The organism is Flavobacterium sp. NG2 (assembly GCF_034119845.1).
Classification (GTDB): Bacteria; Bacteroidota; Bacteroidia; order Flavobacteriales; family Flavobacteriaceae; genus Flavobacterium.
Genome location: NZ_CP139420.1, coordinates 127,465 through 148,462, shown reverse-complemented (window position 1 = coordinate 148,462; position 20,998 = coordinate 127,465). Strand labels below are relative to the sequence as shown.

18 protein-coding genes are annotated in these 20,998 nt (G+C 33.2%); all 18 read left to right on the top strand.

Going from position 1 to position 20,998, the window contains the following annotated elements; all coding sequences use genetic code 11:
- Window positions 1-39 precede the first annotated feature (39 nt).
- The gene (locus tag SLW70_RS00645; protein ID WP_320889942.1) at window positions 40-954 is read left to right on the top strand and encodes a dimethylarginine dimethylaminohydrolase family protein; all 915 of its coding nucleotides are present in this window, start codon (window positions 40-42) and stop codon (window positions 952-954) included.
- Between the two features lie 24 nt (window positions 955-978).
- Window positions 979-1,914: a citrulline utilization hydrolase CtlX gene (ctlX, locus tag SLW70_RS00640; RefSeq protein WP_320889941.1), complete on the top strand. Its 936-nt coding sequence runs from the start codon at window positions 979-981 to the stop codon at window positions 1,912-1,914.
- Between the two features lie 233 nt (window positions 1,915-2,147).
- Window positions 2,148-2,513, top strand: a complete 366-nt coding sequence (locus tag SLW70_RS00635) for a CoA-binding protein (RefSeq protein ID WP_320889939.1) — start codon at window positions 2,148-2,150, stop codon at window positions 2,511-2,513.
- A gap of 66 nt (window positions 2,514-2,579) precedes the next feature.
- The gene (gene recR / locus SLW70_RS00630; protein WP_320889937.1) at window positions 2,580-3,200 is read left to right on the top strand and encodes a recombination mediator RecR; all 621 of its coding nucleotides are present in this window, start codon (window positions 2,580-2,582) and stop codon (window positions 3,198-3,200) included.
- Window positions 3,201-3,270: 70 nt separating this feature from the next.
- Entirely contained in the window at window positions 3,271-4,059 is a 789-nt protein-coding gene (locus SLW70_RS00625) for a polysaccharide biosynthesis/export family protein (protein WP_320889936.1), read from the top strand.
- Between the two features lie 10 nt (window positions 4,060-4,069).
- A complete protein-coding gene (locus tag SLW70_RS00620; RefSeq protein WP_320889935.1) occupies window positions 4,070-6,547 on the top strand; it encodes a polysaccharide biosynthesis tyrosine autokinase in 2,478 nt (825 codons plus the stop codon).
- 10 nt (window positions 6,548-6,557) lie between these two features.
- Window positions 6,558-7,544 carry an SDR family oxidoreductase gene (locus tag SLW70_RS00615; protein ID WP_320889934.1) on the top strand — a complete coding sequence of 329 codons (987 nt, stop codon included), beginning with the start codon at window positions 6,558-6,560 and terminating at the stop codon, window positions 7,542-7,544.
- 35 nt (window positions 7,545-7,579) lie between these two features.
- Complete coding sequence (locus SLW70_RS00610; protein WP_320889933.1) at window positions 7,580-8,971, top strand: nucleotide sugar dehydrogenase; 1,392 nt, start codon at window positions 7,580-7,582, stop codon at window positions 8,969-8,971.
- A gap of 171 nt (window positions 8,972-9,142) precedes the next feature.
- Window positions 9,143-9,616, top strand: coding sequence for a UpxY family transcription antiterminator (locus tag SLW70_RS00605; protein ID WP_320889932.1), 474 nt, complete (start codon window positions 9,143-9,145; stop codon window positions 9,614-9,616).
- Window positions 9,617-9,827: 211 nt separating this feature from the next.
- On the top strand, window positions 9,828-10,886 hold the full coding sequence (gene rfbB, locus SLW70_RS00600) for a dTDP-glucose 4,6-dehydratase (RefSeq protein WP_320889931.1): 1,059 nt from the start codon (window positions 9,828-9,830) through the stop codon (window positions 10,884-10,886).
- A gap of 212 nt (window positions 10,887-11,098) precedes the next feature.
- Window positions 11,099-12,403 (top strand): nucleotide sugar dehydrogenase, encoded by a 1,305-nt coding sequence (locus tag SLW70_RS00595; protein ID WP_320889930.1) that lies wholly within the window; start codon window positions 11,099-11,101, stop codon window positions 12,401-12,403.
- A 570-nt stretch (window positions 12,404-12,973) separates the two neighbouring features.
- Window positions 12,974-13,981, top strand: coding sequence for a mannose-1-phosphate guanylyltransferase (locus SLW70_RS00590; protein ID WP_320889929.1), 1,008 nt, complete (start codon window positions 12,974-12,976; stop codon window positions 13,979-13,981).
- A gap of 286 nt (window positions 13,982-14,267) precedes the next feature.
- Window positions 14,268-15,218 (top strand): GDP-L-fucose synthase, encoded by a 951-nt coding sequence (locus SLW70_RS00585; RefSeq protein WP_320889928.1) that lies wholly within the window; start codon window positions 14,268-14,270, stop codon window positions 15,216-15,218.
- 278 nt (window positions 15,219-15,496) lie between these two features.
- Entirely contained in the window at window positions 15,497-15,889 is a 393-nt protein-coding gene (locus SLW70_RS00580; RefSeq protein WP_320889927.1) for a four helix bundle protein, read from the top strand.
- A 383-nt stretch (window positions 15,890-16,272) separates the two neighbouring features.
- The gene (gene gmd / locus SLW70_RS00575; protein WP_320889926.1) at window positions 16,273-17,370 is read left to right on the top strand and encodes a GDP-mannose 4,6-dehydratase; all 1,098 of its coding nucleotides are present in this window, start codon (window positions 16,273-16,275) and stop codon (window positions 17,368-17,370) included.
- A 40-nt stretch (window positions 17,371-17,410) separates the two neighbouring features.
- Window positions 17,411-18,313 (top strand): alpha-1,2-fucosyltransferase, encoded by a 903-nt coding sequence (locus SLW70_RS00570; protein ID WP_320889925.1) that lies wholly within the window; start codon window positions 17,411-17,413, stop codon window positions 18,311-18,313.
- 24 nt (window positions 18,314-18,337) lie between these two features.
- Window positions 18,338-19,465 (top strand): acyltransferase, encoded by a 1,128-nt coding sequence (locus SLW70_RS00565; RefSeq protein ID WP_320889923.1) that lies wholly within the window; start codon window positions 18,338-18,340, stop codon window positions 19,463-19,465.
- A gap of 33 nt (window positions 19,466-19,498) precedes the next feature.
- Entirely contained in the window at window positions 19,499-20,956 is a 1,458-nt protein-coding gene (locus SLW70_RS00560; RefSeq protein WP_320889922.1) for an oligosaccharide flippase family protein, read from the top strand.
- Window positions 20,957-20,998 lie beyond the last annotated feature (42 nt).

The window sequence follows — 20,998 nt, the reverse complement described above, 5'->3', positions numbered from 1 at the left end:
GAGCTTTTTTTTTAACTTTGTGTAAATAGGAAGGAATTCATGATAAAGCTTAATGTAAATAATGAAACTTCGCGGTTAAGAGCTGTAGTATTGGGGCTTGCGGAAAGTAATGGTCCAACACCACAGGTTGAGGAGGCCTATGATCCAAAATCTTTAGAGCATATTTTAAAAGGAACTTATCCTGTTGAAAAAGATATGATTTTTGAAATGGATGCTTTCCATAAAGTACTACAAAAATATGGGGTCAAAGTGTATCAGCCACAATTGATAGAAAATTACAATCAGATTTTTACCAGAGATATAGGTTTTGTTATTGATGATGTTTTCGTTAAGTCGAATATTTTACCTGAACGGGAACATGAATTAGATGCAATTCAATACATTATTGATGAAATAGATCCTCAAAAAGTAGTGCGTCCGCCAGTGGAAGCGCATATTGAAGGTGGAGATGTAATGTTGTGGAATGATCATATATTTATAGGTACGTATAAAGGGAGTGATTATAAAAACTATATCACGGCTCGTACGAATATGCAGGGCGTTCAGTTTATTAAAGAGTTGTTTCCTAATAAGATTGTAAAGGAGTTTGATTTAATTAAATCTAAGATTGAAGCACGTGATAATGCTTTGCATTTAGATTGCTGTTTTCAGCCTGTAGGGAAAGATAAAGGGATTATTTATAAAAGAGGTTTTCGTGAGGAAGCAGATTATGAGTATTTAGTTGCTCTTTTTGGTAAAGAGAATCTTTTCCATATAAAAAGGAATGAAATGTATAATATGAATTCAAATGTTTTTTCGATTGATACCAATGTGGTGGTTTCAGAGCGTAACTTTAAGCGTTTGAATAAGTGGTTGAGAGCACAGGGTTTTATTGTAGAAGAAGTTCCTTATGCAGAGATAGCAAAACAAGAGGGGTTATTGCGTTGTTCTACTTTGCCACTTATTAGAGATTAATTATTTAGTTATTTAAAATAGAATATGAAACAAATTACCAATTCAATAGTAATGATTCGTCCCGTGGCGTTTCGTATGAACGAACAAACGGCGGTCAATAATTATTACCAAAAGGTGTTAGATGGCTTGTTGCCAGCTACAGTTAATGCTAAGGCACAGCAAGAATTTGATGCTTTGGTGGAAAAATTAACTGCAGTAGGTGTGAATGTTGTAGTAGTGGAAGATACTCTAAGTCCTGATACACCAGATAGTATTTTTCCAAATAATTGGATTTCGTTTCATGAAAATGGCGATGTTGCTTTTTACCCTATGTATGCTGAAAATAGAAGAGCGGAACGTCGTGAAGATATTTTGGATATACTGGAAGATAAAGGATTTAAAATCGAGAATATAATTGATTATACTTCAGCAGAAGAGGATGGTTTTTTTCTGGAAGGAACAGGTAGTGTTGTTTTGGATAGGGCTAATGAAAAGGCGTATTGCGCCCTTTCGCCAAGAGCTGATGAAGAATTGTTTATCGAGTTTTGTGAAGATTTTGATTATGCGCCTGTCCTTTTTGAGGCCTTTCATACCGTTGATGGCGAGCGAAAGGCGATTTATCATACAAATGTGATGATGAGTGTAGGAGATAGTTTTGCCGTAATTTGTGCTGATGCCATTGATGATAAGCAAGAGCAAAAAATGGTTCTTGATAATCTAAAGAAAGACAATAAGGAGATCATTTTAATCACTGAAAAGCAGTTGAATAGTTTTGCGGGTAATATGTTAGAAGTTTTGGGTGCTGATGATAAAAAATATTTAGTTATGAGTACGGCGGCTTTAGATAGTTTGACACCAAAACAAATTGCACAAATCGAAAACCATGCTGCCATTATTAGTTCGAACTTGGATACTATTGAAGCTTGTGGTGGTGGAAGTGCACGTTGTATGATGGCTGAGATTTTTTTGGAAAAAGAATAATGTTTGGGAGTAGTCGTTCTGCCCCAGATAGCAACGGCAGCCCCGAATGATAAAAGGCTATTTTTTACGGGAATTGCAGAGCGACCGTAGGAAGCTCCTGCAATGACCTAGTAAAAAAAGCATTTTGAGTGAGGGCTAGAGTGAATAGCTGGATTAGGCTATTATAGAAGAATGGTGTATTGAGATGATTTATGGTATAAAAGGGTTACTTTTGTACTTCAAAAAAAGTGAAAATGAAAAATAAAAAAACATTAGTTCTAGGTGCTTCTACAAAACCTGAAAGAGCATCATATAGAGCTATAACTAATCTAGTGGGAAAAGGGCATTCGGTTCTTGCTATAGGTCAAAATGCTGGTGAAGTGGCGGGAATCAAGATTCAAACCAAGGCTATTCCATTGAAAAATATTGATACAGTTAGTTTGTATATGAATGCAGCACGTCAGCGCGATTACTATAATTATATTGTAGAGGTAGGGCCAAAACGTGTGATTTTTAATCCTGGTGCTGAAAATCCTGAGCTAGCACAGCTTTTAGAGTTGAATAATATCAAATCAGAGCAATCTTGTACGTTGGTATTATTGGCTACTAATCAATTTTAAATTTTCTTATTACCTTGATATTTTAGGGTATTATTCTCAGTATACCATCGTTTATTTATTGTTTCTATGGAATTTTCTTCAAAATTAATTGAAAAAGCGGTTAATGAAATTGCGCAATTGCCAGGAATCGGGAAGCGGTCAGCCTTGCGATTGGTGTTGCATTTGTTAAAGCAGCCAAAGGAACAAACTGAGTTTTTGTCTCAAGCCTTAGTGAATATGAGGGCTGATATAAAATATTGTAGCAGTTGTCACAATATATCAGACAGTGATATTTGTGAAATTTGTTCCAATGGAAATAGAAATCATCAGATTATTTGTGTTGTTGAAGACATTAGAGATGTGATGGCAATTGAAGGAACTGGGCAATTTCGTGGAATTTATCACGTTTTAGGCGGTAAGATATCTCCAGTAGAAGGTGTAGGGCCAAGTCAGTTGAAAATTTCTTCACTGGTAGAAAAAGTAAAATCAGGTAGTGTGTCAGAGATTATTTTTGCACTAAGTTCCACCATGGAGGGCGATACGACGAATTTTTATATCTACAAGCAAATAGCGGATTCCTCAGTTGTTATGTCAACGATTGCTAGAGGAATTGCGGTAGGAGATGAATTAGAATACGCTGACGAAGTAACTTTGGGACGAAGTATTTTACACCGAATTCCATTTGAAAAATCATTTAAGAATAATTAATTCGCTTAATAAAAAATCAAACTTTTAATATAGTAAATGAAAAGCTATATTTGTTGTCTAAAATAGAAAAATGAACAAGTATATTTTCTTCTTATTCTTGAATATAAGTCTGTTATTTACATCATGTATATCAACAAGAGATTTGATTTATTTGCAAAATAAAGATGGAAAGGATGTTGAACAGACCATTTCTGCTGTTGCAGCTAAGCCTTATCGATTGCAAACAAATGATGTCTTGAGTATTAGTATTAAAGCTATTGATCCCAATTTAGTATCTATTTTTAGTACAGTTAATGAAGGGGAGGCTGGTAAGTCGGCATCAGGATTGTATTTTAATGGTTTTACAGTTGATGACCATGGTAATATTAGAATCCCAATATTGGGAGAAATGAACGTGATGGGGTATACGCTTGATGAGATACGTCAAAAGATTGAAAATCAATTATTGGCGGAGTATTTTAAGAAAGAAGCCAATATTTTTGTAACCGTAAAACTCGCTGGTTTTAAATATACTATAAATGGGGAAATCGGGAACACTGGAACGAAGACATTATTCCAAGACAGGGTTACGATAATGGAAGCTATTGCTAATTCTGGAGATATTGCTTTAACAGGTGATCGAAAGGCGGTTAGAATTATGAGGCAAACGCCTACAGGAACTCAAATGCACGATATTGATTTGACAGATATTAATGTTATGCAATCGCCTTATTATTATTTGCAACCCAATGATTATATATATATAAAGCCTTTGAAACAGAAAACGTGGGGGACAGGAAAAACATTACTAGAGTCTTTTAGTACCTTTGTAACACTGCTGTCCTTCGCAACTACTACCTTTTTTCTGTTAAAAAACTAAAATTAGAAGAATGTTAGATATAAAAGATTTTTCAATTTTTGAAAACCAAGCAAGTTTTGACTTTAAAGGTTTCTTAATTAAAATATTAAGCTATTGGAAATGGTTTGTAATCAGTTTGGTTATAACTTTTACAGTTGCTTACCAAGTTAACATTCGGAAAGAGAAAATTTATGGGATGGAGACACTTATTTCTGTAAAAGAAGAAAGTAATCCACTTTTTACTTCAAATACCAGTTTGGTTTTTAACTGGGGAGGTGTTTCAGATCAAGTTAGTACGATTTCGACTATATTCCAATCAAGGTCTCATAATGAATTGGTTGTCGAGAAATTACAGTTTTATATTGATTATTTAGAACAGGGAAAGTACAATCTGGTTGATTCCTATGGTTCGGTTCCATTTTATGTTGTGATTAATAAAGCAAAAGGGCAACTTGCCAACACACTTATTGGAATCAAGTTTATATCTGAAAATGAATATGAAATTCGTATCCCTTTTGCGGGGACTAATGCGTCTCTAATAACCTATTCTGATAACTCATACAGTAATACTTCGGTTGTTGCTGGGGAATTTGTCAAAAGATATAAAGTAGGGCAATTAGTTTCTTTGCCTTTTTTAAATTGGAAATTACAGATTAAAGACAAGCCTGGTTTTTATACAGGGAATGAGTATTTCGTAAGGTTTAACAACTTTGATGGTACTGTTTCAAGGTATAAAGGAATTAATGTTCGTGCCGATGATAAAGGTGGTTCTATACTTACCCTAAGCATGCAGGGTACTAATAAAGCACGAATGGTTGAATATTTGAATTCAACAGTAAAAATGCTTATCAAAAGACAATTAGATGAGAAAAATCGATTTGCTACTAATACCATTAGTTTTATTGATAGTACTCTAGTTGCCATGGAATCTCAACTAAGAGAAACTGGAGACGAATTGAAAACTTTCAGGAAGAGTAAAAACATTTATGATGTTGAAGCTGGAGGGGAGAAGTTTGCAGATAAAATCTTTGAATATGATGTAAAAAAAGACGAGATAACGCGTAAAACAGCTTATTATAATTCGTTAAAAGCCTATTTAAAAAATAGTGTTGATTATTCTAAATTGCCAGCACCTTCTGTAGCTGGAATTGATGACCCCAATGTGGTAACTAATATATCAAAATTGATTTCGCTCTCAACCCAACGTTCCGAAATGGCTTACGCGGTTAAAAGTGATAAGATATTTAAAGATTTTGATAACCAAATGGAAGCTGTTAAAAATGTCCTTTTGGAGAATATTGCAACGGCAAAGTCAGGTTTGCAATATGAATTGCAGTTGATTAATAACAAAATCAATCAAGCCGAAAATACGATAAAAGAACTTCCCGATGATCAACAAGAGCTGATTAAGATTAAGCGAAAATACGATTTGAGTGATAATATCTATAATACTTTTTTGCAAAAAAGAAGTGAAGCCGATATCGTTAAAGCAGCAAATTTATCAGATATTCATTTTATTGACCCTGCCAAAGATATCGGTGGAGGATTATTGGGGCCTAAAACATCAGTCAACTATGTTTTGGCTTTATTCTTAGGGATATTATTTCCTTTATTGTTTGTATTTACCATTTTCTTTATAAATAATGCGATACAAAATACCGATGACATTAATAGCTTAACTCAAATTCCGTTGATTGGTGTAGTAGGCTTAAACAAAGAAGATTCTGATTTGGCTGTTTATGATAAACCTAAGTCAGCTTTGTCCGAGTCTTTCCGGGCGATTCGGTCTTCCTTACAATTTTTGTACAAACAACAAAATCTTGATGGAGCCAAAACGCTCATGATTACTTCGTCAATTAGTGGGGAAGGAAAAACGTTTTGTTCTGTAAATATTGCTACGGTTTTTGCTTTAAGCGAGAAAAAGACTATTATTTTGGGTCTGGATTTAAGAAAACCTAAGTTAGCTGATGAATTTGGGTTGACAAATGATGTGGGAATCGTGAATTATTTAATCAATCAAAAAGGTGTAGATGATATTATAAATAAAACCCATATTCCTTATTTGGATGTAGTTTTATCAGGTCCGATACCGCCAAATCCATCTGAGTTGATTTTAAGTGAGCGCATGGGGCAACTTATGGAAGAATTGAAGGAGAAATACGATTACATTATTTTGGATACTCCTCCAGTTGGATTAGTGTCTGATGCGTTGGAGTTATCCCAGTTTTCAGATGTTACGCTATATATTGTAAGACAAAATTTCTCTAAAAAGGAGATGATTACTTTGTTGAATAATAGAATAAAACGAGAAGAGTTAAGTAATACCAGTATTATATTTAATGGTTTTGAGAATAAAGCGAAATATGGTTCTGCCTATGGCTACGGCTATGGTTACGGCTATGGCTACGGTTACGGTTCGGCCTATTCAAATGGGTATCATGATGACGAAAAACCAAAGAGCTTTATAGATAAAATAGTAAGTAAGTTTCGAAAATCAAAGTCAAGTTAAATTAGATAAGATGGAGGTAGAATTGAATATGACATTATTGATTACTGGTGGAGCGGGCTTCATTGGTTCAAATTTATGTGAGCATTTTTTAGCAAAAGGCTACCGTGTGGTTTGCTTAGATAATTTTTCGACTGGGCATAGGCATAATTTAAAAGATTTTGAGAATCATAAGAATTTCCGATTAATAGTTGGTGATATTCGCAATCAAAAAGATTGTGAAGAAGCGGCTACAGGGGTCGATTATGTTTTGCATCAGGCTGCTTTAGGTTCGGTTCCGCGTTCTATAAAGGATCCTGTGACTACTAATGATGTTAATGTTTCTGGATTTTTGAATATGCTTACAGCAGCAAGAGATGCTAAAGTGAAAAGATTTATCTATGCAGCTAGTTCTTCAACTTATGGGGATTCAGAAGGATTGCCAAAGGTGGAAGAAGTAATAGGGAAACCATTATCGCCTTATGCCATTACAAAGTATGTCAATGAACTCTATGCTGAAATTTTCAGTAAAACCTACGGTATGGAAACCATTGGATTACGCTATTTTAATGTCTTTGGTAGAAAGCAAGACCCAAATGGGGCTTATGCAGCGGTAATTCCAAAGTTTGTTATGCAACTCATGCAGTTGCAAAGCCCTGTAATTAATGGTGATGGTAATTATTCTAGAGACTTTACTTATATCGATAATGTGATTTTGATGAATGAGCTGGCTATTACAACTAAGAATGAGTTGGCCGTCAATACGGTTTATAATACCGCTTATGGAGATAGAAATACTTTAAAGGATTTGGTAGGTTATCTTAAAGAATATTTGTCAAAATATGATAGTCGAATAGCTGAAGTTGCTATTGAGTATGGTCCCAACAGAGCAGGAGATATTCCGCATTCGTTGGCTAGTATTGAAAAAGCTAAGACATTATTGGGGTACCAACCTCAGTATTCCTTACAAAAAGGATTGCAAGAAGCAGTTGCTTGGTATTGGGATAATTTGAGAAAATAAAGAGAACAGAAAGAAGGGAATAGAAAAACGGAAGAATGAAAATTACAAAAATTTGTTGTATCGGAGCGGGATATGTGGGAGGGCCTACTATGGCAATTATAGCTCAAAAATGTCCACATATACAAGTGACGGTTGTCGATTTGAACGAAAATAGAATAGCAGCTTGGAATGATAAGAATGTCGAAAAAATTCCTATTTATGAGCCTGGACTTTCTGATATTGTAGCCGAGGCTAGAGGAAGAAATTTATTTTTTTCAACTGATGTAGATGCTGCTATCGATGAAGCACAATTGATTTTTATCTCAGTGAATACGCCAACTAAAACCTTTGGAAAAGGGAAGGGAATGGCGGCCGACTTGAAATATATAGAGTTGTGTGCTCGACAAATTGCAAAAGTGGCTAAAGACAATAAAATTGTTGTAGAAAAATCTACTTTACCGGTTAGAACGGCAGAGGCCATCAAAAGTATTTTAGATAATACGGGTAATGGTGTTCAATTTCAAATTTTATCTAATCCGGAGTTCTTGGCAGAAGGAACAGCCGTTACTGATTTGTTGTTTCCTGATCGAATACTAATTGGTGGGGATACTTCTGTTGAAGGACAGGATGCAATACAATCTTTGGTTGATGTTTATGCTAATTGGGTGTCAGAGGATAAAATATTAACGACGAATGTATGGTCTTCGGAATTGTCAAAATTGACAGCCAACGCCTTTTTAGCACAGCGAATTTCTTCGATTAACGCCATGTCTGAACTTTGTGAGAAAACAGGTGCCGATGTAAATGAGGTCGCTAGAGCTATTGGAATGGATAGCCGTATTGGACCAAAATTTTTGAAATCTTCAGTAGGTTTTGGAGGTTCTTGTTTTCAAAAAGACATTTTGAATTTAGTCTATATCGCTAAATCGTATGGATTGAATGAAGTAGCCGATTATTGGGAGCAAGTGATTATCATGAATGACCATCAAAAAAGACGTTTTTCTAGTAAAATAGTCCAAACCCTTTATAATACAGTAGCCGATAAAAAAATTGCTTTTTTAGGTTGGGCATTTAAGAAAGATACTAATGATACAAGAGAATCGGCGGCTATATATGTGGCTGATGATTTGATTAACGAGCAAGCCAATATAGCAGTATTTGATCCAAAGGTAGAGGCTGATAAAGTGCTTACTGATTTGAATTATTTGGATACCAGAACTGCTGATAAAAATAAAGAAAAACTAACAGTTGTTCCAAGTCCGTATGAAGCTTGTGCTAATGCCCATGCGATTGCGGTACTAACAGAATGGGATGAGTTTGTAACTTACGATTGGATAAGGATTTATAATTCCATGCAAAAACCAGCTTTTGTTTTTGATGGTCGAAATGTGTTGAATCGTGCTGAAATGGAAAAAATAGGATTTGTTTATCAGTCTGTTGGTTCTTAGTTGATTGTTGTTGAAGAAAGTTTGTTGAGAATAATTATTAAAATGGTTCTCGATACATTTTTTGTTCCGTTTTACTACACAAAAAACACTCGAACTGACGTTGTTAATAATTACACCTAAGAAGTTAAAACAAAGATTGATTTAGATTGATTTTTCAAAACAAAAAAGAGGATGAATTGGTATGTAGTGTATACAAAACCGAAGTGGGAGAAGAAAGTTGCAGAGCAATTAGTGAAATTAGGAATTGAATGCTATTGTCCTTTGATGGTAAAAATAAGACAATGGTCAGACAGAAAGAAAAAAGTCGAAGTTCCGTTGTTTAACTCCTATGTTTTTGTTCGTTTAGATGAGGCTGATAGAAACTTGGTTTTTCAATCTGTTGGTGCCGTTCGTTATTTGTTTTGGTTAGGGAAACCTGCCATTGTTCGGGATGAAGAAATCAATACGATTAAAAAATGGTTAGCAAAACCAGATGGATTTGATATTAGTGTATTGCCATATCAAATTGGGGATAAAATAAAATTAGAGTCAGGACCTTTTTTAGATCAAGAAGCCACTATTAAAGAAGTCAATAAAACATATTGTGTTCTTGTTTTGGAGTCGTTGGGTTGTGTCTTGAAGATGGATTTGAGTACAAAAAATTAACACGGTGGATGTAATTGGTTTTATATCGAATATTGTTCTGATTGTCACATTGAGCTTGTCCAAATGTGTCTTAACAGAAGTCTTCAACAGGCTCAGACTGACATTTGCTTAATTTTGACCTTTTGGTTGTAATTGAAATCATTCTTTTTTTTGATAAATTATACCTTTGAAGGCAATATGCATAGTATATAAAATAAAAAAATAAATAAAAATGAAAAAAATACTTATTACTGGAGGGGCAGGATTTATAGGGTCTCATGTAGTTAGACTTTTTGTTACGAAATACAGTAATTATCAAATTTATAATTTGGATGCCTTGACTTATGCGGGGAATCTGGAGAATCTAGTAGATATTGAAAATGCATCTAATTATACCTTTATTAAAGGGGATATTAGTGATGAACAATTTATTTCTAGTTTGTTTCAAAAACACCAATTTGATGGCGTGATTAATTTAGCTGCGGAGTCGCATGTGGATCGTTCTATCGAAGACCCGATGGCTTTTGTGAAAACGAATGTTATTGGAACGGTTAATTTGTTGAATGCTTCTCGAGCGATTTGGGGGGATAACTATGAGGGTAAACGTTTTTATCATATCAGCACTGACGAGGTTTATGGTTCTTTGGGCGCTGAAGGATTATTTACTGAGACAACCGCCTATGATCCTAATTCGCCATACTCAGCTTCAAAAGCGAGCTCAGACCATTTTGTGAGAGCTTATGGAGAGACTTATGGTTTGCCTTATGTGTTGACGAATTGTTCCAATAATTACGGGCCAAATCATTTTCCTGAAAAATTAATTCCTTTGTTTATTAATAATATCATTAATCATAAACCATTGCCCGTTTATGGAGATGGTAATTATACTAGAGATTGGCTTTTTGTTGTAGATCACGCTCGTGCTATTGATATGGTTTTTCATCAAGGAGTGAATCATGAGACTTATAATATTGGTGGATTTAACGAATGGAAAAACATCGATTTGGTTCGTTTGTTATGTGGGATTATGGACGTTAAGTTAGAACGTGAAGCAGGAGAGTCCGAAAAATTGATTACATATGTAAAAGATAGACCGGGGCATGATTTACGTTATGCTATTGATGCATCCAAGATTAAAGAAAAATTGGGTTGGGAGCCATCAGTGACCTTTGAACAAGGATTAGAGCTGACGGTTAATTGGTATTTGAATAACACAGATTGGTTGAAAAACGTGACTTCTGGGGCCTATGCGTCTTATTATGATAAACAGTATAAGGAGGTTAGAAGTTAGAAGTTGGGAGTTGGAAGAGATTGTGAATAAAATAACGATTTTTGATTTTAGAGTTTATTAGCAAATAAAAATCTGACGATTTTCAGGGTTAAGCACATCATGAATTAAAATTCGTTAATCAAAAATCTGCAATCATTTTATAGTAATAATATATAAAACAGTATTTTCGCTTTTTTATAAAAGTGTTGATTTAAAGACGATAAAAAAACAGAATGAATTCAGAGATTAAGATTGCGGTTATTGGTTTAGGATATGTTGGTTTGCCTTTGGCGAGACTTTTTGCTACGAAATATGCTGTAGTTGGTTTTGATATTAACCAAAATCGAATTGATGAATTGCGTTCTGGTATTGATAGTACACTCGAAATTAGCAATGAGGTGCTGCAAGGGGTGCTTTTGGATAAAAATCCTTGTTTGAACGAAGAAAGTACTTTAAAGACGGGTTTGTACTGTTCGTCAAGGATTACTGATATCGAGGATTGTAATTATTATATAGTGACAGTTCCTACACCTGTAGACAAGAATAACAGACCTGATTTGACTCCTTTGTATAAGTCATCTGAAACGGTGGCTCAGGTTTTGAAAAAAGGAGATACTGTTATTTATGAATCAACAGTTTATCCCGGAGTAACTGAAGAAGAATGTGTACCGGTTTTAGAAAAGATTTCGGGTTTGACATTCAATCAAGATTTTTTTGCGGGTTATTCTCCAGAAAGAATCAATCCTGGAGATAAAGAGCATACGGTTGATAAAATATTAAAAGTGACTTCGGGTTCAACTCCTGAAGTAGGACAAAAAGTGAATGAATTATATTTGTCTGTAATTACTGCGGGGACATATTTGGCTCCAAGTATAAAAGTGGCCGAAGCAGCTAAGGTTATTGAAAATTCGCAACGCGATATTAATATTGCCTTTGTCAATGAATTGGCTAAAATATTCAATTTGATGAATATTGATACGCATGAAGTTTTGGCAGCTGCGGGAACCAAATGGAATTTTTTACCTTTTAAGCCTGGTTTAGTGGGTGGGCATTGTATCGGTGTCGACCCGTATTATTTGGCACAAAAAGCACAAGAAATAGGGTATCATCCTGAAATTATTCTTGGAGGAAGGAGACTAAATGATAGCATGGGGGAATATGTGGCTTCTCAAATAGTGAAGTTGATGATTAAAAAAGGAATCACTGTTAATGAGGCCGATTTGTTAATGTTGGGCATCACTTTTAAAGAAAATTGTCCTGATGTTCGCAATACTAAAATAGTGGATTTGATACATGCATTAAAAGAATATGGAGTTAATGTAACGGTTTTCGATCCTTTAGCAAATCCAGAAGAAGTCATGCACGAATATAAAATTCAAACAACAGCTAGTGTGCCTAATCATAAATTTGATGCCCTAGTTTTAGGGGTGGCACATACTGATTTTTTGAATATGGACTTAGTGCAGTTTAGAAAAGAGAAGTCTGTGTTGTATGATGTTAAGGGCGTATTGAAAGAAGGAGTTGATGGACGATTGTAATAATATATGACGGGGTTCTCGATACAATTTTGAAAACCGCTGTCGCTATTTTCAAAATCACTCGAACTGACGGGGTTCTCGATACAATTTTGAAAACCGCTGTCGCTATTTTCAAAATCACTCGAACTGACGGGGTTCTCGATACAATTTTGAAAACCGCTAGCGCTACTTTCAAAATCACTCGAACTGACGGGGTTCTCGATACAATTTTGAAAACCGCTAGCGCTACTTTCAAAATCACTCGAACTGACGGGTTCTCGATACAATTTTGAAAACCGCTAGCGCTACTTTCAAAATCACTCGAACTGACGGGTTATAGATAAGAGGATATGTGCGTCACTTCGAGTGTTTTGATTTGAAAAATTTTGAATAAGAGTAGGATTTTGAATAAATCAAAATGTATCGAGAAGCGCTACTTTCAAAATCACTCGAACTGACGGTGCTAAATAATACGACATATTCGTCACTTCGAGTATTTTGATTTTAATGAGAAAAAGATAATCATAATTGAATTAAGAAATAATAGGAGTCTTAGTTGAGCTAAGATATTTTAAAATTTATAAAAAGAATATGGAAAACAAAAAATCAATCACACATGTTATCCTTACAGGAGGAATAGGGAGTCGTTTATGGCCGCTTTCGCGAAAGAGTCAACCGAAACAGTATTTAAACCTTTTTGAAGGGAAATCATTGTTTGAATTAACAGTGGAACGAAACCGTGCTATTGCCGATAAGATGATGGTGGTAGGGAATGTTGATAACTGTCACTTGAGTAAAAAAGTGATGGAAAAAGCGGCAATTCCTTATGTGAATATTGTGGAATCAACGCCAAGAAATACGGCTGCGGCAATTGCTTTTGCAGCTTTTGCTTCGCAACCAGATGATATTTTGATTGTTACTCCTTCGGATCATATTATTGATGCTATGGATAAATATGAGGAAGCCATACAAGAAGCTATCGAAAAAGCAGACAATGGTTTTATCGTAACTTTTGGAATTAGTCCTACAAAGCCTGAAACGGGTTATGGTTATATTGAACGTAAAGGAGATGTGGTAATTTCTTTTAGAGAAAAACCAAACCAAATTACAGCGATGAATTTTATTGCAAAAGGTAATTTCTTGTGGAATAGTGGCATGTTCTGTTTTAAAGCTAGTGTGTTTTTGGATGAGCTAAAAGCTTTTCAGCCTGATGTGTATGAAAAATCAAAAATAGCTTGGGAAAATAATAAAGAAGGGGAGTTGGATTTAGAACTTTCGTTAAATATTCCATCCATTAGTGTAGATTATGCGGTAATGGAACGCAGTAAAAAGATTAAAGTAGTAGCTTCTTCTTTTATTTGGTCTGATTTAGGTTCTTTTGAATCGGTTTATGATTATTTAAAATCAAAAGGACATCCTGTTGATGAAAATGGTAATATGGCTATTGGGACCAATAAGTTTACGGCTTTTGTTGGAACTAAGGATACTATTTTCGTTTTTACCGATGATGCGAATTTAATCTTAAAAAAGAAATCGTCGCAAGATGTAAAATATGTTTACAATGCTTTAGAAAAAGAGCAATCGGTACTATTGAATTAATTCATGTAAACTTAACGTTAAGATATCACTTTGTTTAGTGATATTTTTTTTGCTTTGTCTTGATTCAAAGCAAGATGAAGATGGTGGTGTTTTGAAAATCACCAAGTTGTTCAAACGAGTTTGTTTTTTTTTGGGATTAACCGAGATAAACTAACTATATTTGCCGCAAAAAAAATATCCGTTTCAGCTCTTAAAAATGGGAGTGTGAACGGCGAAGCCGTGGGATTGCACAAGATGTTTGAGGTTTAACAGCGCTTTTTTTTATAATTAAAAGAGTAAGAAAACAATGAATAAAGAAACTAAAATTTATATTGCTGGGCATAAAGGCATGGTGGGTAGTGCAATTTGGAGAGCATTATCAGCCAAAGGATATCAAAATTTGATAGGAGCCTCTAGTAAAGAATTGGATTTAAGAAACCAGCAAGCGGTCAAAGACTTTATTGCTACCGAAAAGCCTGAGGTTGTTATTGATGCTGCAGCCAAAGTGGGAGGTATTTTGGCCAACAATAATTATCCGTATCAATTTTTGATGGAGAATATGTTAATCCAAAATAATTTAATTGATTCGGCTCTACAAGCAGGTATTGAGAAGTTTATTTTCTTAGGAAGTTCTTGTATTTATCCCAAATTTGCGCCTCAACCTTTGAAGGAAGATTATTTACTAACCGATACTTTAGAGCCTACCAATGAATGGTATGCTATCGCTAAAATTTCGGGAGTAAAAGCCTGTGAAGCGATACGCAAACAATTCAATAAAGATTATGTGAGTTTGATGCCTACTAATTTATATGGTATTCACGATAATTTTGATTTAACCAGTTCGCATGTGTTACCAGCAATGATTCGTAAGTTTCATGAAGCTAAGGAAAATAATCATGCCCCTGTTAGTCTTTGGGGAAGCGGAACTCCTATGCGTGAATTTCTTTTTGTAGATGATATGGCTCAAGCAGTTGTTTTTGCTTTAGAAAATAGATTGCCAGAGCACTTATATAATGTAGGTACAGGAGAGGATTTAACCATCAAGCATTTGGCTGAAACGATTCAAAAAGCAGTGGGTCATCAAGGTGAAATCATTTGGGATGCCTCAAAACCTGATGGGACACCACGCAAGTTAATGGATATTTCAAAAATGCATGCCCTAGGCTGGAAACACGAAGTAGCGCTTGACAAAGGAATTACGTTAACGTATAAATGGTTTTTAGAGAATATAGACAGGTTTAAAGAAGTGAAGATGTAGTTTTTGGGTTTATCGGTTAGGAAAAGGTTAATCGGTTAGAAAAAGGTTAATCGTTTAATCGTTTAGAGAAAGGTTAATCGTTTAGAGTTTAATCGTTTAGGGTTTAACCGATTAACCAGTTAACCAATTAACCAAATTTTAGTCTTTTAGAGTTTAATCGTTTAGAGAAAGGTTAATCGTTTAGGGTTTAATCGATTAACCAGTTAACCAAATAATCGAATAACCAATTAACCAGTTAACCAAATAACCGAATAACCAATTAACCAAATAACAACAACATGAAATATCATATCTATTCATTTGAAAAATTAGAAGTATATCAGTTGGCAAGGAAGTTTAAAATTGATATCAAAAAAACAAGTCGGTTGTTTCCAAAAGAAGAGCGATTTGAGTTGATTAGCCAAATCAATAGGTCGTCATCGAGTATTTCAGCTAATTTGGCGGAGGGTTCAGGAAGAGCTTCTAATTTTGATCAAGCTCATTTTACCAATATTTCTTATTCCAGCGGGCTAGAAACGATAGACCACTTGAATACTGCTTTAGATATGGATTATATTGAAGAAGAGAAATATACAACACTCAGAATTCAATTAGATTCTATTTTGAATAAATTGAATGCACTATATAAATATCAAATTAACAATAAAGAGGTTTTGAAGAAGAAGGTTTAACTGTTTAATCGGTTAGTTGTTTAGAGTTTAATTGGTTAATTGTTTAGAGTTTAATCGTTTAGAGAAAAGTTTAATCGGTTAATTGTTTCGGGAAAGTTTAATTGGTTAATTGTTTAGGGTTTAACCGTTTAGAGAAAAGTTTAATTGGTTAATCGTTGAGAAAAAGTTTAATCGGTTAATCGTTTAGGGTTTAATCGTTGAGAAGAGTGTTAATCGATAAAGATTTAAACAATTAACCAGTTAACCCCTTAACCAATTAACCAATTAACCAAATAACCAGTTAACCCCTTAACCCCTTAACCAATTAACCATATAACCAATTAACCATATAACCAAATAACCATTTTCAAAAACAACAATAACGAAATAAAGAAATAACGAATATGAATACCAAGCAAAAAACAGCATTAGTTACAGGAATCACAGGTCAAGATGGTTCTTATTTAGCTGAATTATTATTAGAAAAAGGATATATGGTTCATGGTGTGAAACGCCGTGCTTCCTCATTCAATACGCAGAGAATTGACCATTTGTATGTGGACCAACATGAGAATCATGTGAATTTTAAATTGCATTATGGGGATTTGACGGATTCGACGAACTTAATTCGAATTATTCAGGAGGTACAACCGGATGAAATTTACAACCTTGGGGCAATGTCACATGTGAAAGTGTCTTTTGATTCTCCGGAATATGTGGGTAATGTGGATGGTTTAGGAACACTACGTATTTTAGAAGCCGTACGTATTTTGGGTCTTGAAAAGAAAACCAGAATCTATCAAGCTTCTACTTCTGAATTATATGGAGGTTTAGCTGAAAACAAAAACGAAAAAGGTTTTTATGATGAGAACTCTCCATTTTATCCACGTTCGCCTTATGGTGTGGCTAAAATTTATGGATTTTGGATTACCAAAAACTACCGTGAAGCTTATGATATGTATGCTTGTAACGGAATCTTATTCAACCACGAATCACCAAGACGCGGGGAGACTTTTGTAACCCGTAAAATCACGATGGCAACGGCGGCTATTGCATTAGGAAAACAGGACTGCTTGTACTTAGGAAACTTAAACTCTCAAAGAGACTGGGGACATGCCAAGGATTATGTAGAGGCCATGTGGAGAATCTTACAGCAAGACAAAGCCGAAGATTATGTAATTGCTACTGGAGTAACGACTTATATCCGTGATTTTGTGCGTTTGTCATTTGCTGAGGTAGGAATGGAATTGGCTTTTGAAGGTGAAAATGAAAATGAAATTGCTAAGGTTATAGCTTGTAATAATCCAGACTATCAGTTAGCAGTAGGTACTGTAGTGGTACGTGTAGATCCTCAATATTACCGCCCAACCGAAGTAGATTTGTTAATTGGAGACCCTACTAAGTCTAAAACACAATTGGGTTGGAAACCTCAATACGATTTGGCGGGATTAGTGAAGGAAATGGTAGCTAGTGATTTGGAGATTGCTAAAAAAAATAAGTAAGTAATATTGAATAATTGTTGAATTTTTTTAGGAAGGTACAATGAGTAAAGTATTTGTTAATGTAAAGTTATGCAGTACCGATTTTCTCGGTTTTAGGATTGGTGGAGCTGGTCTAGGAAACATATTGTTTCCTTGGGCTAGAGCTGTAATTTTTGCAAAAAAAAATAATTTAGAAATTATTGACCCTACTTGGTCAACGTATAAAATAGGAACTTATATACGAGGAGAGATAGATAAACGCACATATAAGGGGATTTTTTTATCAAAGAACATTAAAGGTTTTAAGAAATTTTTGCTACTTCTTTTTTCAAAAAAAATTAAAGAGAAAGAAGTTAATTCTAATACGATTTTTGAAGGTAAATGGTGGAAAGTTATAAATTTTGAAGGTATGTCTGATCAAATGACTGACATTATTGATGATTATGAGATTGTAAAAAAGGAATTGTATAAAATTGTAGAGCCTTCTCATTTAGTAGTGGGTAGTATTAATAAATCGGATCATATTGCTGTCCATATTAGACTTGGAGATTTTTATCTTCCACAAGATGAACAAGAAATACGAGATGGAGCTTTTAGTTGTAGATTGCCCTTGCAATGGTATATTGAAATTATTGATAAAATTCGAACTAAATTTAATGAAAATTTACTAGTAAAGGTTTTTTCAGACGGTAATGAAGATCAATTAAGAGACATATTAGTATTACCAAATGTTGAAAGAGTTTCTGGTGGATCTGCTATTTCAGATTTACTGTCATTGTCACAAAGTAAAATTCTTATTGCTTCAAATAGTACTTTTAGTTTATGGGCTTCTTATTTGGGCAGAAATAATACTATATGGTTTCCTGGGACACATCGAGTGAAATTATTTAAAGATTATGAAAATGTTTTCGAGGGAGAGGTAGATTATAATGACGATTTGTCAAAAGTGTTATTTAAAAATTAATTAAACTTTACCTTCATAATATTGATGAGTACTAAATTTAATATATCAGAATATGCTTCGCAAAAATTAGATATTAGTAGAGCTGTTGCTGCTCTTATGGTGTTGATAGGGCATTTTAGGGGGAGTTATTTTATGTCATTTAATGAGCTAGAAGAAAATTCTAAAAATATATTTAATTTTATATTATTTGCTTTTACTAGAATAGGTCATCAATGTGTAATTGTTTTTTTTGTATTGAGCGGTTTTTTAGTTGGAGGGATTTCAATATCAAAAGTTGCTTCTGGTTATTTTTCCGGTTTTGAATATTTATCAAAAAGACTTACTAGGATGTATGTTGTTTTAATACCAGCATTAATTTTTGGTGGGATACTAGATTATACATACATATTAAAAAATATGAATTTAGATGTTTCTCTAAAAACTTTTATTGGAAATGTTTTTTTTATGCAAACCATACTAGTTCCAGTATATGGGAGTAATGGACCTCTATGGAGTTTAGCTTATGAATTTTGGTACTATATTATGTTTTTAATAGTAATATTATGTTATTTAAGATTAAAAAATAATATTTGTAAATATATTGTGATTATAGGATGTCTTATTCTTTTTTCTATATTAGTTCCAAAAATAATGATTCTTTTCCCTATATGGTTATTAGGATGTGTTATCCCTTTAGTGCCGAAGTATAGTATTTTGAAAAAGAATTATTTATATGTTTTTTGGATGCTTTTTTTAGCTCCATTTATTTTATTTTGTAATTATTTTGAATCTATTTTTACAGATTACCTATTGGGCTTATATTTTTGTGTTTTGATCGTTTTATGGTTAAATAGGAAGAAAAAGGTAAATAAGAATTTATATTACTTCAAAATTATTGCAGATTTTTCATTTACAATGTATGCAATTCATAGTCCTGTTATTACCTTTTTTGAAAATTACTGTAATCAGATGTTTCCTAGTCAACGATTAACTACTGCTAATCTTTATAATTGGTTGGGGCTTATTTTATTTGTTTTTTTAATATGTATTATTTCATACTTAATATATTTTTTAACAGAAAAAAATACTTCAAAAGTTAGAGGTTATGTTGTTAAAAAATTAATATTTAATTCTGTTGTACATAAATTTAATAAAAACTATTATCGTTTTTAAGTTTACCTTAATTTTTATTACCAAATAAAAAAAATGTCTATAGAAATAAAGAATAATATAAAAAAAGGAATTGTATGGACTATAATCAATTCAATAGGGAATAAAATAGTAAATATTTTTTCACAATTAGTTCTTGCTTGGATTTTATTGCCTAGTGATTTCGGTAAGATTGGATTAATGTTTACTATTACTAGTTTTATTACTATTCTTCAAAATTTTGGGTTAACGGATGTTTTAATTAAGAAAGAAAAATCTTTTGATTTGTTTTTTCAGAATTCTACTTCTATTCTTACCATTCTATCAATTATTACATTCGTTTTATGTCTTTTAGGGGGAGTGATAGGTGGTATATTATATGATGATAATGAAATTATGTATTTAATTTTTATTTTTTCATTATCTATATTTCCAAATACTTTTAATGTTTTACCAGATGCGAAACTAAGAATTAATCTTCAGTTTAAAACGTTATCTCTTATCCAAATCTATTCAAGTATTGCAACTAATCTTTTAACTATAGTTTTCGCTTTACTTCATTTTGGAATATATAGTTTTGTAATTCCAATTGTTATTATATCCTACACACAATACTTCTATTGCTTAAAATTATCTAATTTAAAATTTAATATTTCATTTAAACTTTCAAAGTGGAGGGTTATTGTAGTAAATAGTTTTTATGGTTTTGCAAATTCATTTAATCAAAGAGTTATACAACAATCAGATGTATTAATATTGGGGCTTATTGCTACTAAGTCAGTAGTAGGAATTTACTATATGGCATTTACATTCAGTATTCAAGCTATTGGATTTGTTGTAGGAAGTATAGTTCCTGTACTTTATCCAACATTAAATAAAATACCTAAAAATCAATTTGAAGAGCAAAAGAATACACTATTGATTATTCTTAAATATTTATCATTTGTTGGGATGCCTTTTGCTTTTTGGCAAATATTAGCTACAAAACCATTAATATTAATTTTTTTATCTGATAAATGGGGAGATACTATTCAATTAACAGAAATATTATCCTTTGCTATTGGGTTTAAAGTGATTTCTTCAATATGGGAAGTTGCATTGCGCCTAAAAGGAGATTTTAAATTACAAGCTAAATATTCAAGCTATAATACTCTATTATTTATTGCTTTAATAGTTCCTTTTACTTTTTTTTTAAAAGAGAAAGGTGCAGCGATAGCTGTTACGCTTCATAATGTATCTAGTATTTTTTTGATTGTGATGTCTTTTAAAAAATATAATATCTCGGCTAGAGCCGTTTTGCAACCAATAATAAAATATTTTTTAATAGGATTTGTTACAGTGTTACTGTTTTTCTACCTAAGGGAAAATGTTGAAATGTCACTCTACTTAAATTTTGTGTTTTCAGTGTTTGTATATCCAATTTTCTATATGTTGGTTATCTTTTCTTATGATAAAGCAACCGTTTTAAATTTAAAAAGATTAGTATTTGAAAGAAAGCGTGTAAAAACGATATAGGAATCAAAATAATTGTTGGTTCGTATATTTATGTGCAGTTAC